Annotated in this window: 11 protein-coding genes; 4 read left to right on the forward strand and 7 right to left on the reverse strand. The window is 39.6% G+C overall.

Annotated features, from left to right (window positions below):
* The first annotated feature begins 674 nt into the window (after window positions 1-674).
* Window positions 675-2,624, forward strand: a complete 1,950-nt coding sequence (locus tag M0M83_RS03980; RefSeq protein WP_125891940.1) for a bifunctional 2',3'-cyclic-nucleotide 2'-phosphodiesterase/3'-nucleotidase — start codon at window positions 675-677, stop codon at window positions 2,622-2,624.
* A gap of 167 nt (window positions 2,625-2,791) precedes the next feature.
* Here M0M83_RS03980 and M0M83_RS03985 read toward each other — a convergent pair whose 3' ends face one another.
* The 4 genes from M0M83_RS03985 to sbcD form a co-directional block, all read right to left on the reverse strand.
* Window positions 2,792-3,091 carry a type 1 fimbrial protein gene (locus M0M83_RS03985; protein ID WP_125891941.1) on the reverse strand — a complete coding sequence of 100 codons (300 nt, stop codon included), beginning with the start codon at window positions 3,089-3,091 and terminating at the stop codon, window positions 2,792-2,794.
* A gap of 427 nt (window positions 3,092-3,518) precedes the next feature.
* Window positions 3,519-4,118: a nitroreductase family protein gene (locus M0M83_RS03990; protein WP_125891942.1), complete on the reverse strand. Its 600-nt coding sequence runs from the start codon at window positions 4,116-4,118 to the stop codon at window positions 3,519-3,521.
* Window positions 4,119-4,588: 470 nt separating this feature from the next.
* A complete protein-coding gene (locus M0M83_RS03995; RefSeq protein WP_248467666.1) occupies window positions 4,589-8,272 on the reverse strand; it encodes an AAA family ATPase in 3,684 nt (1,227 codons plus the stop codon).
* 1 nt (window position 8,273) lies between these two features.
* Window positions 8,274-9,488 (reverse strand): exonuclease subunit SbcD, encoded by a 1,215-nt coding sequence (sbcD, locus tag M0M83_RS04000; protein ID WP_248467667.1) that lies wholly within the window; start codon window positions 9,486-9,488, stop codon window positions 8,274-8,276.
* A gap of 285 nt (window positions 9,489-9,773) precedes the next feature.
* Here sbcD and phoB point away from each other — a divergent pair, with 285 nt between their 5' ends.
* The 3 genes from phoB (at window position 9,774) to brnQ (ending at window position 13,613) form a co-directional block, all read left to right on the forward strand.
* On the forward strand, window positions 9,774-10,463 hold the full coding sequence (phoB, locus tag M0M83_RS04005; protein ID WP_125891945.1) for a phosphate regulon transcriptional regulator PhoB: 690 nt from the start codon (window positions 9,774-9,776) through the stop codon (window positions 10,461-10,463).
* Window positions 10,464-10,486: 23 nt separating this feature from the next.
* Window positions 10,487-11,797: a phosphate regulon sensor histidine kinase PhoR gene (phoR, locus tag M0M83_RS04010; RefSeq protein ID WP_213912948.1), complete on the forward strand. Its 1,311-nt coding sequence runs from the start codon at window positions 10,487-10,489 to the stop codon at window positions 11,795-11,797.
* 490 nt (window positions 11,798-12,287) lie between these two features.
* Window positions 12,288-13,613, forward strand: coding sequence for a branched-chain amino acid transport system II carrier protein (gene brnQ / locus M0M83_RS04015; RefSeq protein ID WP_248467668.1), 1,326 nt, complete (start codon window positions 12,288-12,290; stop codon window positions 13,611-13,613).
* A 66-nt stretch (window positions 13,614-13,679) separates the two neighbouring features.
* On the opposite strand, the gene ggt is transcribed toward brnQ, so the two are convergent.
* From ggt to M0M83_RS04030, 3 genes are all read right to left on the reverse strand, one after another.
* Window positions 13,680-15,446: a gamma-glutamyltransferase gene (gene ggt / locus M0M83_RS04020; RefSeq protein ID WP_248467670.1), complete on the reverse strand. Its 1,767-nt coding sequence runs from the start codon at window positions 15,444-15,446 to the stop codon at window positions 13,680-13,682.
* A gap of 239 nt (window positions 15,447-15,685) precedes the next feature.
* Complete coding sequence (locus M0M83_RS04025) at window positions 15,686-16,288, reverse strand: peroxiredoxin C (protein ID WP_004905550.1); 603 nt, start codon at window positions 16,286-16,288, stop codon at window positions 15,686-15,688.
* 234 nt (window positions 16,289-16,522) lie between these two features.
* The gene (locus M0M83_RS04030) at window positions 16,523-17,134 is read right to left on the reverse strand and encodes an ACP phosphodiesterase (protein WP_213912946.1); all 612 of its coding nucleotides are present in this window, start codon (window positions 17,132-17,134) and stop codon (window positions 16,523-16,525) included.
* Between the last annotated feature and the right edge of the window lie 339 nt (window positions 17,135-17,473).

Raw genomic sequence — 17,473 nt, forward strand, 5'->3', positions numbered from 1 at the left:
GCGACAGCGTAAATTAGTTAGAAAATAGAGCCAATGGGATGGTAGCGGTGTTGGCTTCATTCGGTTACTCGGGTCACATATTTATGTATGCTCCGCGAGATACCCTCTTTTGCCGCCTTGCCACAACTCGAATTATTTAGAAAAAATACTTGGTTTCTAATCAAATGAAAAATCTTTAGAAAATTAATGATTAAATAATCATCTTTTATTTCTTAAATTAAATTTAGATTAATTGAAAATAATTTGATGGATAGATTTATAGAATAAAAAGGATAAATAAAAATAAATGTGCTTTCTTGGCTAAATAAAGCACATTTATTTAATGTTAAATAAGTTTCTTTAATACTCAGTGATATAAATCACAGTTCTTTTTTTCCTACGAAAAAGATTCACAACTCCTCAATGGAATAAGTTGAGTTAATTAAGGTGAATTTGTCATCATTAATTCATTTTTGTGAGCTATATAAAAATCAAGCCCAATAAAAAGATGAAAACCGTGATTTAGTCACAAAAAATGGTTACTGTTTGCAGTGTATTATCATTAAAAATTGACGTCATGCACATAGTGTAAAATTTTAATGCTATTTTTGTTGTTTATTTGTTCAATTTTACAGGGTAGACACTCGAATTTGAGAGGGCTATTTTCTCTCAATAATGGCAACTAAGGGGATTACATGAATAAAGTATTAAAACTTTCAACACTTGCTATGTTAGTCGCATTTAATGCGAACGCAGCAACGGTTGATTTACGCGTAATGGAAACATCAGATGTTCACAGCAACCTCGTTGACTTTGACTATTATAGAGATAAGCCGACAGAACAATTTGGTTACGTACGTACTGCAACATTAATTAAAGCCGCTAAACAAGAAGCAACAAACTCAGTATTAGTGGACAACGGAGATTTAATCCAAGGTAGCCCATTAGCAGACTACATAGTCGGTGAAGGTTTAAAAGACGGTGAATCTCACCCGGCACATAAACTTTTAAATACTATGGGTTACACCGTAGGTAACTTCGGTAACCATGAGTTTAACTTTGGATTAGAATTCTTACATAAAGCTATTGATGGCGCAAAATTCCCATATATTAATGCCAATATTATCGATGCGAAAACAGGTAAAAACTACTTTAACCCATATATTATTGTCGATACACCAGTTAAAGATAGAGATGGCAAAACACATACCATCAAAATTGGCTACATCGGTTTTGTCCCACCACAAATCTTAATTTGGGATAAACCAAATCTAGAAGGCAAAGTCTTAGTTAACGATATTACGGAAACCGCGAAAAAATTTGTACCGCAAATGAAAAAAGAAGGTGCGGATTTAGTTGTTGCGATCCCTCACTCTGGTTTTTCCCAAGAGCCATATAAAGCAATGGCTGAAAATTCAGTTTATTACCTCAGTGAAGTCCCTGGTATAGACGCTATCATGTTTGGTCACTCACACGGTGTGTTCCCTAGTAAAGATTTCAGCGATATCAAAGGCGTTGATGTTGCAAAAGGGACCGTTAATGGTGTTCCAGCTGTCATGCCTGGCCAGTGGGGTGACCATTTAGGTGTTGTAGATTTAGTCGTCAATAATGATGATGGTGCATGGAAAGTGGTTGATGCAACCGCTCACGCACGCCCTGTCTACGATAAGCCAAATAAGAAAGCCTTGGTTGAGCGTGATGGTGAACTGGCGAAAATCATTGAACAAGAACACCAAGATACCCGCAAATTTGTTGGAAAACATATCGGTAAAGCGTCCGAAAATATGTACAGCTTCTTAGCATTGGTTCAAAGTGACCCAACTGTACAGATCGTGAATGATGCTCAAATCGACTACACCAAAAACTTCATTCAAGGTGACCCAGACCTAGCAGATTTACCTGTTCTTGCAGCCGCTGCACCATTTAAAGCTGGCGGACGTAAAAACTCACCAACTGAATTTATTGAAGTTGAAAAAGGGGATTTAACTTTCCGTAATGCTGCTGACTTATATTTATATCCAAATACGTTAGTTGTAGTGAAAGCGACAGGGGCCGATGTTGTTGAGTGGTTAGAATGTTCAGCGGGAATGTTTAATCAAATCAATCCACAATCAACAGCACCTCAAAGCTTATTGAATTGGAATGGTTTCAGAACTTATAACTTCGATACAATTAGTGGTGTAAATTACCAAATAGATCTGACTCAACCTGCGAAATACGATGTTGATTGCCAAACAATCAACAAAGATGCTAACCGAATCAAAAACGTAACCTACCAAGGTAAGCCGATTGATCCAAAAGCAACCTTCTTAGTGGCAACGAATAACTACCGTGGCTACGGCGGTAAATTTGCTGGGACAGGTGATAATAATGTCGCATTTGCATCTCCAGATGAAAACCGTTCTATTTTAGCGGCTTATATTGCTAAAGAGTCTAAAGAGAAAGGACAAATAGCGACCAAAGCAGCTAATAATTGGTCATTCACTCCAATTAAAACAGACAAAAAACTGGATGTTCGCTTTGAAACTGCACCAAGTGAAAAAGCAGCAAAATTCATCAAAGAGAATGCACAGTACCCGATGAAACAAGTCGGTACCGATGAAATTGGTTTCGCTATTTATCAAATAGATTTAACCGAGAAGTAATCTAAACATATTGATATCATTCAAGCCTACCTACGAGTGGGCTTTTTAGTGGCTAAATAATGTGTTTAATAGGTACTTTTTAGAGGGGAGAAATAGTGCTCGGAATATTAAGACAATTTTTACATTAAATATTCCGAGCAGTTATGATTAAGGTAAACATTATGGATCTACTCATAAAAGACATTTAACATAGGTAACTTAGTATATTTATCATATTCAACTTTTACATACTCAGATTCTACCTTTTGACCATTTTTTAAAGAACCTGTTGTTGAAATATCTTTACCTTTTCGGTAACACGTAATATTAACCCGATCTTTATGTTCAACTTCGATAGAACATTGTGGTTCATAGATATAGCCTGAAAATGAAATTGTACCTCCTGATGAGTTATTACTTGCATAGGTGAAAGAACCGCTTGAAATGATTATAGCAACAACGGATGTTAGTAAAGATAAACCTTTCATAGTCCACCCCCTTAATAACACTTCACACGATGAAGCGTATTTTTGTGCTCTCACTTTTAGTGTAGTTCAAATATCTATAATGCAAAACTAAAAATGAAAATATACTTAGAGTTTAGTTGGGTGGTTGGTTAATATATTGATAAATATCAACTTATGTTTTTACTGGGCTTTATCTGATCAATTAATGGTCAGGTGGTAATAGGAATGTAATAATAATAGAAGAATTGTAAATATTTCTTTTGTTTAGATAAGGTATTTTCAGTAAATATGTTTCATTGAATATATATATTAATTTAGAATAAGTTGTTATTTTACATTTTGGGTTATCATCTACGATGTTCTTGAGCTGTTTTTTAATAATGTTAAATAAATAAAGTCCTCCCGTAATATATTACGGAAGGACTATTGGGATTTTTAGTATTTCAATTTATTTGAAAACTTTAAAACGATCATCATCGTCCATAAAGTCTTTATCACCTGCTGGCTCATTAATTGAACCAAATACCATTTGCGCGCGTAATATCCAGTTAGCCGGAACATTCCATGTTGTTTGTACATCATTATCAATCAGTGGATTGTAGTGTTGTAAGGATGCACCGATATTTTCTTGTGATAATGCAGTCCAGACTGCGAATTGTGCAATACCACTGGCTTGTTCAGACCAAATTGGGAAATTATCTGCATATAAAGGGAATTGCTCTTGCAAACCTTTAACAATGTCTTGGTCTTCAAAAAACAGAATAGAACCGGCTCCAGCAGCAAAACTATCAATTTTTTGTTCTGTTGAAGCGAAGGCTTGCTCAGGAACGATTTTACGCAGTGCTTCTTTGGTTATATTCCATAATTTTTGGTGTTCAGCACCAAATAAAATCACTACACGAGATGTTTGTGAGTTAAATGATGATGGTGAATGTTTAACTGCTTCTTTAATTAATTTCGTGACGTGTTCTTCTGATACAGGCAAAGCATCGCCGAGGTTATAGATAGTACGACGATTTTTAATCATTTCGATAAATGCGTTAGACATTTTAGTCTCCTAGCTTTTCATTAGCGCACGGCATGTTATTGAATAAACCTTAGAAGCCGTAGTGTGTTTCAATGGTTATTACTATAACGTGGGGAATAAAAAATCATAGAAAAAAAATTTAACGATAAGGTTCAAATTTTTGCTCTAAGTTGGCAGGTTGGTTTTATTTGTTTTAAAACAATATATTAAGTTAATCTTAGGCAGGAAATTATGGCAGGAAACGGCATTGATAAGCACAAAATAATAATATGTATAGAAAATAATTGAGGATAAAATAGAGGGGAATGAAAGCGCCTAGGTAGCGTATCAATTTTATCAAAAAGAGTGTGCTGGAACGGGCTCAGTATTCTCTACCTATGTAGGAAATAATGAAGCAGATGCATTTCGTTTTCTAAACAACTTAGCGACTTTTAAATTGGTGGTTAGTATAGGGGGGAGAACCATTCCCCCCGAACAGTCACAAAATTGGGTTAAATAATACGAAATTGTGCGGGAAGTTCGCTAAAGCCAAGCCCATTGCCTTTTTTCACAGCTATTTGTACAGGAATACGTTCTTTCATTGCTTCCACATGGCTAATGACACCTATAGTTTTGCCAGAAGCATTTAAACTTTCTAATGCATCAAGGGCAATATCTAATGTCTCTGCATCTAAAGTACCAAACCCTTCATCTAAAAAGAGTGACTCCAATTGTGTACGGTGACTTACCATATCGGATAAGGCTAAGGCTAACGCTAAACTAACTAAAAAGCTTTCCCCGCCTGAAAGCGTTTTAATATCTCGAATACTATCTGCCTGCCAGCCATCAATAACTTGTAATTCAAGGTTTGCTTGGTGGTTACGCTGCAATAAATATCGGCCATGAAGTTTTTCAAGTTGTTGATTAGCTAGAGAAACTAAGCAATCTAAAGTTAAGCCTTGTGCATAGCGGCGGAATTTATCTCCTTCAGCGGAACCGATAAGTAAGCTGAGATAGCTCCAATCATCGTAACTTAACTGACTTTTCTCTATTTCTTGCAGTAAATCCTGTTGCTGGTGACGAAGTTGCTTATCTGTATTGAGCTGGTTAATTATCTGGCCTTGTTTCTGATTTATTTGCTTAATTTCTTCATCGAGTTGGGCAACAATTGTTTGTAATTGCGCTTCAGTCAGTGTCGCAAAATCAGTATTACGTTGTTGATTCAGTACTTCAATGGCCTGTACCCCCTCTTTATAACGCGTTTCACACTGTATGCGTGCTTGGTTAATACGTTGCTTTAGTGCTTCTAATTGTTGTTTTTCTTCATGGTTTATCAATGCCTCAAGGAAAGCGTGCTGGTCACTAAATGGGCTATCGGTAAGCGCTTGAGTAAACAGGGTATTCGCTTGTGTTTGTGCCTGTTTTGTTTTTTCGCTGGCATCAATGAGCGCTTGATAACTTCCATTCATTGATGCGATGGTTTTATCAGTCTCATTGAGTTGTTTGCTTAATTGTTCTTGAGCTTGGAAAAGCATAGCTTGTTTGTCATTCAATTGCTGAATAAATTGGTTGATAGTTAAGCCAGAAACCAGTGTTTTCCGTCGCGCTATTCTTTGCTCTAAATCTAACTCAATTTGCTTAAGGCGATTTCTTTCTTGCTCAATTTGTTGAGTGAGAATGTTGAGTTGTTCTGACTCAGCTTTTAATGTGGCTTTATTGACTTCAATTTGTTGGCTAAGTGTCTGCGCCATCACTTTTTGGTTGTTGAAGTGCTCACTGCGTTGGGTGAGCTCGCTAATCCATTCATCGAACTTGTCTTTATCTGGTACATTTAAGTTAAATGGCGTGAGAGTGGATTGCCATTTATCTAACTGTATCTGTTTACGCTGTTGGAATTGGTTATATTCTTTTTGGAGCTCATCAAGTTGTTGTGTTTGGTTTTTTAAACGTTCTTCAATTAATGACAAGTCAGATTGCCACTGGGTAAAGCCTGCTTGTTGCTCGTGTAGTTGATATTTAGCTTGCTGATATTCGCGCTCTAGCACTGTCATATCAGCAACTATTTTCTGTTGTGTAGCTAACTGTTCCGTTAATTGATTAACGAAAAGTGTGACGGCAGGTTCATTTTGGGCTAATTCAGGTGTGAGTGCTTGCTCACATGTCTTTTGCCACTGTTGGTTAAAGGTATCAAGTTGTTCATTGATTTGCTGCTGTTGCTGTAAATTTTCGTTTTTGCGTTGTTTTTGTGTGTGAAGTTGTGATTCTAACTGAGTTTGTTGTTGCTTTAATTGGTCGAGTTTATTTGTAAGCTCAATAAGTTGTTGCTGTGTTTCACTGAGGTGAATTGATTGATAATCGTTAACGGCAGGGTGCTCTGTTGCACCGCATAATGGGCAGGGGTTACCCGCTATGAGTTGCTGACGTTCATGCTCTAGGCTAACAATTTTTTGTTCTAATTGTAATTTGTCATTGGTTAGTTTGATGAGTGGCGTTAATTCATTTATGCGCGTTAGGGTAATGCCCAACGTTTTTTGCGTGGCGGTGATATCTTGTGCTAATTCAACATCTTTCTGGGTCTGTTTTTGTTTCTGCGTTTGTGCGTTAAGGCATTGAGATAATATTAATGGCAATAATTTAGCATGTTGTAAGCGTGCTTGTAGCTGTTCAATGTGTTGATTGATAGCGTTAATGTCATGTTTTTCTTGGCTTTGTTTGTAGCTTTCTTCTAGTTTTTTGAATGTGACAGTGCTGTGTTCTAACTCGAGACGTTTTTGGGTTAAAGTTTCCGCTTTTTGCTGCTGTTGCCGCTGTAACTGTGCAACTTCATTTGAAGTACTTTTTTGTTTTTTATGTAAACTCGTCAGTTTATCAGCTAATTCGAATATAAAATGGCCTTGTTGTTGCCAGCTGCCGATATGCGCATTGAGCTCAGCGTCTTTTGGGTGTTCTTCAAGGAATAAATGGAGTTTCTTTAACTCAAGGTGCGCAGTGTGGATCTGACTTTGTGTCTCATCAACTAAGCGCTGCTTTTGCTGAAGTGAGGTTTGTTGTTGCCCGATTTGCTGCGTAACTTCAGCTTGTTGCTGCTTTAATTGTGTAATTTGGTTATCCAGAGGCCTGACAGTTTCATCAATCAATTGATGTTGTTGCTTGGCAAAATCAAGGTGTTGTTGATACTCAGATTGTGATTTCAACAACTTTTCTTGCAGTGGGGCACGTTCAGCTTGCTGGGTCTGTAGGCTAAGTTTCAACTGTTGCTGTTTATTCGTGTACTCAGTGAGCTGTTGCTGTTGGCGCTCAACTTCTTGCCATAACGGGCGAAGCGACTCGGCAGGGGCGCTATCAGCCAATCTTTTCAACTGAGGCTGTGCGGCTTGGAACTCAAGCTCATTTTTTTTGAGTTCATCATCAAGTGACTGCATGCGTTGGGTGAGCTGGTGGTATTGTTGCCACCAATTGACGCCTTGTTGATGGCGAGCCCGCAGTTGCTTGGTTTGTGTCTCTTGTTCAAGCAAATGATTTTGTTGTGCCAATAATTCTTGATGTTCTGCTTCAGTGAGTAAATTAATGCTTTGTGCTTTCGCTTTTAGCAAATCTAAGTCAATTTTGGCTTGCTTGTGTTGATTAAAAACATAAATTGAAATTTGGCTATAAATTTCGGTGCCTGTTATTTCTTCAAGTAAATCCGCACGTTCTTTTTCAGTGGCATTTAAAAAAGCCGCGAAGTCCCCTTGAGAGAGTAAAATTGATTTAGTGAAGCGCTCATAATCCAGCCCAGTTATTTGTGCTATTAATTCTTTTATCTCTGTAATTTTTACGGCCAATATTTTTCCATCAGTAACCGTTGCAAGCTCCGCCTTAGGCTGTTGTAAATTGCCATCAGGTTTCCCTCCTGCTCGACGTTGGCTCCAAAAAGCACGATAAGCTTTGCCTTTGACTTCAAACTCTACCTCAGCAAGGCATTCCCCTGTGTGGCGAGTCATCAGTTCATTCTGTGCATTAGAAATAGTTTTTAAACGCGGTGTTCGGTGATAAAGCGCGAGGCAAATCGCATCCAATAAAGTGGTTTTTCCTGCACCAGTGGCTCCTGTAATGGCAAACAGGCCATTGCTCGCAAATGGCTCTTCAGTGAAATCAATTTTCCACTCCCCCCGGAGAGAGTTAATATTTTTTAAACGTAAACTTAAAATCTTCATATTAACTTTCCTTGCTCATTTGCAATGCGTCATAAGATTGTTGAAATAGCTGCACTAGGCGCTGTTCACGCTCAGGATCCTCTAAAGACTCTTGGGCAAGGCGACGTAAAAAAACATCTTCTACAGTGAGCTCACTTAATGTTTCATTGGCCAAGGTTTGACTTTGTCCCTGTATTTGCTTGCGTGCACGGCGCAGTATCACAACTTCAACAGGGAGATCTTGTGTCAACGCTTCAATACGCTGTTGGATATCAGCGAGGTAATCTTGTGAAGCGACTTCAATATCCAGCCAAACGGGTTTATCACCTCGGTAATCCTTCCATACCTCTAATTGCTGTTCTATTTGGCTTAACGAGCCTTTAATGCTTTGCAATGGTTGAATAGTCGGGATGTCCAATGGAGTGATTTGAGTCAATTCACTTCCAGTAAATTCGACAAGGCAGACACTTTTTTGTTGCGCTGTTTCGTCAAAACTCAATGCAATCGGTGAGCCACAGTAGCGAATGTTTTCTTGTCCTCCAATTACTTGGGGACGGTGAATATGGCCAAGGGCAATATAATCAGCAGGCGGAAAAGCCCCAGAAGGAAACGCATCTAACGTACCAATATAAATATCTCGAACGGAGTCCGTTAAGGCTGCACCGACAACCGTTAAATGGCCAGTGGCAATAATTGGAATATCCAGCTCCAATGCGGTTCGCTGTTCTAGCGCGAGTTGGTAGCTGGCTTGGTAATGGTCATGAATAGCGGTTTGCAGCGAGAGTTGTTTATCTTCACTATTTTGCCCAGCGATACTGAGCTGGATATCTCGAGGACGTAAAAAAGGGATGGCACAGACTAAACCGATGGGTTGTGCCTGCTTATTTATTAAGGTAACGACATGCGGCTCACTTCCAGACGTAATGACTTGTGTATTCAAGTAACGAAGTAGAGCGCTTGATTCATTGAGCACAGAAACAGAATCGTGATTACCACTTAAAATCACCAGCTGGCAGCCTGTTTTTTGTAAATCAACAATAAATTTATTGTATAGTTCACGTGCATAGCTCGGTGGCGAACCAGTATCGAAGATGTCTCCTGCAACGATGACCGCATCAACTTGATGTAATTCCACTTGTTCAACAAGCCAGTTTAAGAAATGTTGGTGCTCAGGCGCACGGCTTTTGGTAAAAAAATACTGACCAAGATGCCAGTCTGAAGTATGAATAATGCGCATGAGTTATCAATTCCTATCATCAATAATGTGCATGAACGTTCGATAATTAAGTATACCTGATCCATACCTTTCGTTGAGGGATGTTTGCGACTTTATTACTCATTACTACGTTGTAGATTACTATGTTGCAGAACTATGTTGCGGAAATATTTCACTTAAATGACATTTAACCGCTAAAATAAAGATTAATATGAGTTTCACCCATTGATATTCATAATTCTGTCATAAAAGTGACGCATAATGCTTTCACATTTTAGATGTCTTCTTAATTTTACAGGAACAATCATGGCAAGACGCATTCTAGTTGTTGAAGATGAAGCGCCCATCCGAGAAATGGTTTGTTTTGTATTAGAACAGAATGGTTTTCAGCCTATTGAAGCTGATGATTATGACAGTGCGATTGCACAACTCGTAGACCCGTTACCTGACCTCGTCCTACTGGATTGGATGATCCCCGGTGGCTCAGGGATCCAAGTCATTAAACATATGAAGCGTGATAGTGCAACACGTGACGTTCCTGTCATGATGTTAACTGCACGAGGAGAAGAAGAAGACCGCGTAAAAGGTTTGGAAGTTGGCGCGGATGACTATCTTATTAAGCCATTTTCACCGAAAGAATTAATTGCTCGGGTAAAAGCAATCTTACGTCGTATCTCCCCAATGGCGACGGAAGACATTATTGAAATGAATGGGTTAACATTAGACCCTACCTCTCATCGTGTCACTAGCAATGAAATCCCTATTGATATGGGGCCAACTGAATATAAATTACTCCATTTCTTTATGACGCACCCTGAACGCGTATATAGTAGAGAACAGCTATTGAACTATGTATGGGGAGCCAATGTGTATGTGGAGGATAGAACTGTTGATGTCCATATTCGGCGGCTAAGAAAGGCACTAGAGACGGAAGGTCATGATAAAATGGTACAAACTGTACGTGGTACAGGCTATCGTTTTTCTGTCCGTTACTAAAAACCACAAAGGGAGAGCCATGCGTGCTTGAACGTTTATCGATTAAGCAGCTGATTTGGGGGCTGTTTTTATTTATCTTACCCGCTCTTATTTTATCGGTTTTTATTGGCCACCTCGCGTGGCTATTAGTGATATCGCTACTTGCCGCTCTGATATGGCATGGGTATAACCTGCTCAAGCTTTCTTACTGGTTATGGTTAGATAGAAGTATGCTTCCCCCTGAGGGCCGAGGTGGGTGGGAACCGATATTTTATGGTATCTACCAGATGCAACAGCGTAATCGAAAACGCCGTCGTGAATTAGGCCAGTTAATTAAACGGTTTCGTAGTGGTGCAGAATCACTCCCTGATGCAGTGGTTATGATGACAACCGAAGGCAATATCTTTTGGTGTAATCGCCATGCTCAGGCTTTACTCGGCTTTCGTTGGCCTGAAGATAATGGCCAACATATTTTTAATTTATTACGTTACCCAGATTTTAGCCGCTACTTCACCATTAAGCGTTATGACCAAGCGCTGACTATCGAGCTCAATAGTGGTGAAATTGTTGAGTTTCGTATTTTGCCGTATACCGAAGGCCAGTTATTAATGGTTGCGCGGGATGTGACAGAAAAACGTCGTTTGGAAAAGGCGCGTAGGGACTTCTTTGCAAATGTGAGTCACGAATTACGGACGCCTCTTACGGTAATTCAAGGTTACCTTGAAGTGATGGACGATCAAGAAAACGTGACTGCGGTCAATAAAAAAGCATTGCATGTCATGCAAGAGCAAACGCATCGTATGGATAACTTAGTCAAACAGCTTTTGCAGTTATCGCGTATCGAAGTTGCTCCTCAAATTAACCTTGATGAGCAAGTGAATATCCCTGTCATTCTCAAAATGATTGAGCAAGAAGCGCTTAGTTTAAGCCAAGGGCGTCATCAATTTGAGTTTCATATTGATGAAAAATTGCGTGTTCATGGTAATGAAGAGCAATTACGTAGTGCAGTGGCAAACTTAGTCTATAACGCGATCAGCCATACGCCTGAAGGCACAAAAATTTGGGTTGATTGGCAGAGAAGCGGACAAGGGGCGCGTTTTAGTGTGAGAGATAACGGGCAAGGGATACCCGCAGAGCATATCTCTCGTTTAACGGAACGTTTTTATCGGGTAGATAAAGCACGTTCTCGCCAAGGCGGTGGAGGTACTGGACTTGGGTTGGCTATTGTTAAACATGCATTACAACATCATAGTAGCCAATTGGTGGTGACGAGCCAGTTAGGGAAAGGGAGTGAGTTTTCATTTACGTTACCAACAGTACTAATTGTTGACGATAAAAAACTTAAAAATGGGTAAATAACTCCACTTTATTAATGTAATCAAAATATTAATAAAGTGGATTATTTCTATTTATTAATCAATATGTGTATTCAGTTCAATATTCATATATTTAATGCTAATAATCTTTATTTCATTAATTATATATTCTGTTAAATAGTCAATTACAATCACTAGAGAAAGAAGAGTTGTTCATTTTTCGAACAAAGCATATAACGATTATTGGGATTTTACTGAAAGTAATCACTGGTTCTGAAAATTAGTTTAGTTATTTGTTCTTGTTTTTCGGTTTGCTATTGCCTTTTTTCCCTATAAAAGTTCTACTTGTTGTCAGTTATTGGCGAATTTTTCTGTTTTTTGACTTTTCATTTCGTGTGATACAAGCAAATATACTTTTTTATATTGTTAACAGTATGTTTATCAGAATTCTATCTCGCTATATATATTTCAAAGGGTTGCTAAGTGCAAACCCATAATTTTCTATTTTGTCACTTAAAAATAACATAATATGGCTCATCGTTTATCATCAAGAGATATCATCGCATTAGGCTTTATGACTTTTGCGTTATTCGTCGGGGCAGGGAACATTATCTTTCCCCCTATGGTTGGTTTGCAGGCAGGGGAACAAGTTTGGACTGCCGCACTAGGGTTTTTGGTTACTGGTGTGGGTCTACCTGTTTTAACGGTTATTGCGCTGGCTAAAGTGGGTGGGGGCATTGAAGCTCTTAGCACGCCTGTCGGCAAAACAGCAGGGTTACTATTGGCGGTTGTTGCTTATTTGTCTGTAGGGCCGCTATTCGCCACCCCAAGAACGGCGACAGTATCTTATAAAGTCGGTATCGCACCCTTATTCGGTGGTGAGTCCGATATGCTATTACTGATCTACAGCGTAGTTTACTTCGTTCTCGTTATTGGTATTTCATTATACCCAGGAAAACTGCTAGATAGCGTTGGGCACATTTTAGCGCCTGTAAAAATGTTAGCCTTGGCTATTTTGGGGGTTGCGGCTGTTATGTGGCCTGCCGGTGATCCGATCCCTTCGACAATAGAATACCGTGAGATGGCTTTCTCGAATGGCTTTATCAATGGTTATCTGACAATGGATACCCTTGGTGCGATGGTATTTGGTATCGTTATTGTTAATGCGGCGCGTTCAAGGGGTATCGAAAACTCTTCATTATTAACCCGTTATACTATGTGGGCGGGGTTAATTGCAGGGGTATTATTGACGCTGGTCTATTTGTCATTGTTTAAGCTCGGCGAGAATAGTGGTTCGTTAATTCCAAACCCAGCCGATGGCGCTGATATCTTACATACCTATGTCCAATACACTTTTGGTAATTATGGTAGCTTCTTCCTTGCGGTATTAATCTTTGTTGCCTGTATGGTAACTGCCGTGGGCTTAACCTGCGCCTGTGCCGAGTTCTTTAGCCGCTATGTACCGATTTCTTACCGTAAACTGGTGCTGATCCTTGGGGTTTTCTCCATGGTGATCTCAAACTTAGGTTTAAGTAAGCTAATCGCCTTCTCATTACCGGTGCTAGTTTCAATTTATCCACCTTGTATCGTATTAATTTTATTAAGCTTTACTTTAAAGTGGTGGAAAAACCCAACGATAGTTATTGCACCAACCATGTTAGTCAGTTTTGTGGTTGGTTTAATTGGTGCGGTAAAAGCGTCAGATCATCTGAAAGGTTATATCCCTGAATGGATGACCACAATGCCGTTGTATAAACAAGATTTAGTTTGGGTATTACCGACTGTTGTTGTGATGGTCGTGGCGATTTTATGCGATAAGTTGGTATCGCCATCAGTACAACATAAACAAGCTTAATTGTTTGATATTATTAAAAAAGGAGCTGAATAGCTCCTTTTTTTCTATTTCTATTTTATTTGCCCGTTAATCGACACCAACAGCGCTACCTGCTGGACGGCGTACATCGTTAGAGCCATAAATAAAGCCTTCACGTACTTTTCCTGAAACTGCGGAATCATTACCGGATGATTTTGCACTGACGCCCGCACCTTCAGGGATCGCGACCATAATCAACTCAGCGGCACCCCATGGTGTTTGTTCAACCATCTTGTATCCCATTTTGTCCAGCAGCGCTAAGGTGTCTTTAGAAACGCCTCTTTGCTCATAATAAACCTCATCAGGGAGCCACTGGTGGTGAATGCGTGGTGCATTAACCGCTTCTTGTGGCGGCATACCATGGTCGATAATATTTAAAGCGGTTTGCAGCGTAATTGAAATAATCCGTGAGCCTCCCGGTGAACCTAGCACTAAGAACACTTTGCCATCTTTCGTCACAATAGTTGGGCTCATGGATGAGAGTGGTCGTTTACCGGGTGCAATAGAATTGCGTTCACCCTGTACTAAACCATATAGGTTTTTTTCGCCCACTTTGGTGGTGAAATCATCCATTTCATCGTTTAAGAAAAAGCCAGTTCCGGGCGGGATCACCACAGAGCCAAAACGGCCATTAATGGTATAAGTGGTTGATACTGCATTTCCTTTCTCATCGACGACAGAATAGTGCGTGGTTTCAGGTTTTTCGTGTGGCCCCATTCCCGGTTGAACTTGGGTTGATGGTGTTGCTTGGTTGGGTTTGATTTCTTTACGTAACTCTTCTGCGTAAGCTTTACTCAGTAATTTTTCCGTTGGGTTATCGACAAATTTAGGATCCCCTAAGAACGTATTTCTATCCATATAAGCATGACGCATCGCTTCCGTTAGAGTATGAATATAGTCCGCAGAGTTAAAGCCCATTTCCTTTAGGTCATAACCTTCTAAGATATTAAGTGTTTGGCAGATAGTCACTCCACCTGAACTTGGTGGTGGCGCTGAAATAAATTGATAGCCTCTATAGGTGCAGCTCACTGGCGCTGTATCCGTGATGGTAAAATCCGCAAAATCTTTTGCTGTTAAAATTCCGCCATTTTTCTTGGATGCTTCTTCAACAATTTTGGGGATTTCTCCTTCATAAAAGGCAGATGGGCCATTTTGGGCAATTTTTTCTAGCGTGTTAGCTAAATCGGTTTGGACCAATAAGTCGCCTGGTTGGAAGGCACTGCCATCGGGTTTTAAGAAGATACGCGCGACTTCTGGGTCTTGTTTAAAACGCTCTGTTGTGGTGTCGAGGACATCAGTATCTGCGCGGGTTAGAGTAAAGCCTTCTCTTGCTAATTTTATGGCGGGTGCCATCACCTGCTGGCGGCTCATTGTCCCATATTTCTCTAGGGCATAGTCTAGGCCTTTAACGGTACCTGGTACGCCAGATGCGAGGTAGCCATACAAACTGGCATCTTTTATAAGCTGACCATCTTTATCTAGATACATATCTGCGCTAGCGGCACCGGGGGCAGTTTCTCTAAAGTTGATGAATAAGTCTTTGCCATCAGCTAGGTGAATGGTCATAAAGCCACCACCGCCGATATTGCCACAACAAGGGTTAACAACCGCTTGTGCATAACCTACCGCAACGGCTGCATCAATGGCATTACCGCCTGACTTGAGAATGTCCGCTCCAATTTGCGATGCTAGGTGTTGGGAAGAAACAACCATGCCTTTTTTCGCTTCGACCGCAGGTTCGGAGGCGGCATAGAGTTGACTGGTTAGGAGTAAGGAAAGAAGTAGAACCGCAGGGCGTAATGATGTTTTTATCATTCGTATCTCCCAGTTAAGGTTAATTGAAGTGTTCTATTGCACAAATACTCAATATGAATAATTTGTTAATTATTTGTGTTTTTAATGTATAGCACACAATAATACAAAACATTGAGTATTTGAGTTAAGAATTGTTAACTGAGTGGAATAATTGCTAATAGGAAGAGAAAAAATAGACTTGGTTCACAAAAAGTAAAAAGCGGGCCTAATGCCCGCTTTTCAAAAACTTGCGTAACGAATTACAGTTTTGCAGAGTTTTTAGTCAGGTAGTCAGCAACGCCTTTTGGAGATGCGTTCATACCTTCTTGGCCTTTTTCCCACTGAGCTGGGCAAACATCACCGTGCTCTTCGTGGAATTGCAGCGCGTCAACCATACGCAGCATTTCGTCAATGTTACGGCCTAATGGCAAGTCATTAACGACTTGGTGACGGACAACACCGTTTTTGTCAACGAGGAAAGAACCACGCAGTGCAACGCCTGCATCTGGGTGTTCGATACCGTAAGCTTTGATGATTTCGCGTTTGATATCAGCAACCATTGGGTATTTAACTTCGCCAATACCGCCGTTATCGACTGGTGTTTTACGCCATGCGTTATGAACAAACTCAGAGTCAAAAGAAACACCAACAACTTCTACGCCACGTTTTTTGAATTCTTCGTAGCGGTGGTCGAATGCGATCAGCTCTGAAGGACAAACGAAAGTAAAGTCCATTGGCCAGAAGAAGATCACAGCTGGACGGCCGTTCAGGTGGGTTTTCAGGTTGAAGTTATCAACAATTTCACCGTTACCTAAAACAGCTGCAGCAGTAAAGTCGGGGGCTTGACGTGTTACCAGAACCATAATTTACTCCTATGAGTTTGAATTAAAGTTTTTTATCCTATTTATTCAATCACTGAAAAATTTTAATCACTGACAAATAATATGGACATAGTCCGCTAAAAGAATAAAAAAATATCTTTTGATAATAAAGACATTTAAACCGATTATTGTGATAGGTTTTGGCTATCAATAATACTGGTTTATTAAATTAATATCAATAAGATAGTTTTATTCCGCTAAAGTGCAAGCTTTAATTTATTCCTTTGTGTTAATTGTGACATTCTGTACAAAAAAATGTTGCAGTGCATTAGCCATCATTTCTGGGTAAAATTGAAAGAAAATATTTTCTAACGCATCATACTGTAATAAAAAGTCGTTAAATGAACCGCTTAGCGCGCTGAGCTTGGGGCGCCTTTTTGCCATTCCATTCAATGATTTTCCAATATAATTTTTATCTGCATAACGTATCAGCCACTGTTGGGGCCAAAGGTATTCATTTAACTCCTGAAATTTTTCAGGGGTATGACAAAGTTGAGGCTCAATTATTGTTCGGCAGTCACGTACAAAGTCCATTAGTGATATTGAAGGCTCAATAGTTGACCAATGCAAAGATAAAAAATGATCCCAGACTAAATCCAAGGTTATAGGCGCAACACGGCGATATTCATCACGAAACAACCGTTTAGCTTCTTTGACTAAAGGGTGGGTATCTGTAATGCGGTCGACGGCTCGATGCATAAAGATACCAGAGACAATGTCGGATGAATAAAGGCCCGTAGGGTTACCGCGGACGTAGTCAGCCATGATGTTGCCGAGTAGGGAGCTGTCAGCGAGGTGGGCCAGGTGGAGGTGAGCTAGGTAATTCATCCTCCTATGATATACCCGATGCCTTTCAAATTATAGCCGTGTTAGCTGCACAAACCGACCCTAGTCACATACTGATGTATGCTCCTAGGGATCAATTTGCTTGCTGCCTTGCTCTAATTCGAAATTCATGGGGTATATTTATTTAGTAGAAAAAGAAAAAGAAAAAGAAAAAGAAAAAGAAAAAGAAAAAGAAAAAGAAAAAGAAAAAAGACGGGAGTTAATGTGTCATAAAAGTTGAGTAAAATTGAAATAATTCATTCTTTGAATGGATAAATAGCATACAGAATTTTTTGCTAACAAAATATTTGTTAAATAATGGTGTTTTTTTGTGCGATTTTG

Origin of the sequence: Providencia rettgeri (assembly GCF_023205015.1) — a bacterium.
Lineage (GTDB): Bacteria > Pseudomonadota > Gammaproteobacteria > Enterobacterales > Enterobacteriaceae > Providencia > Providencia rettgeri_E.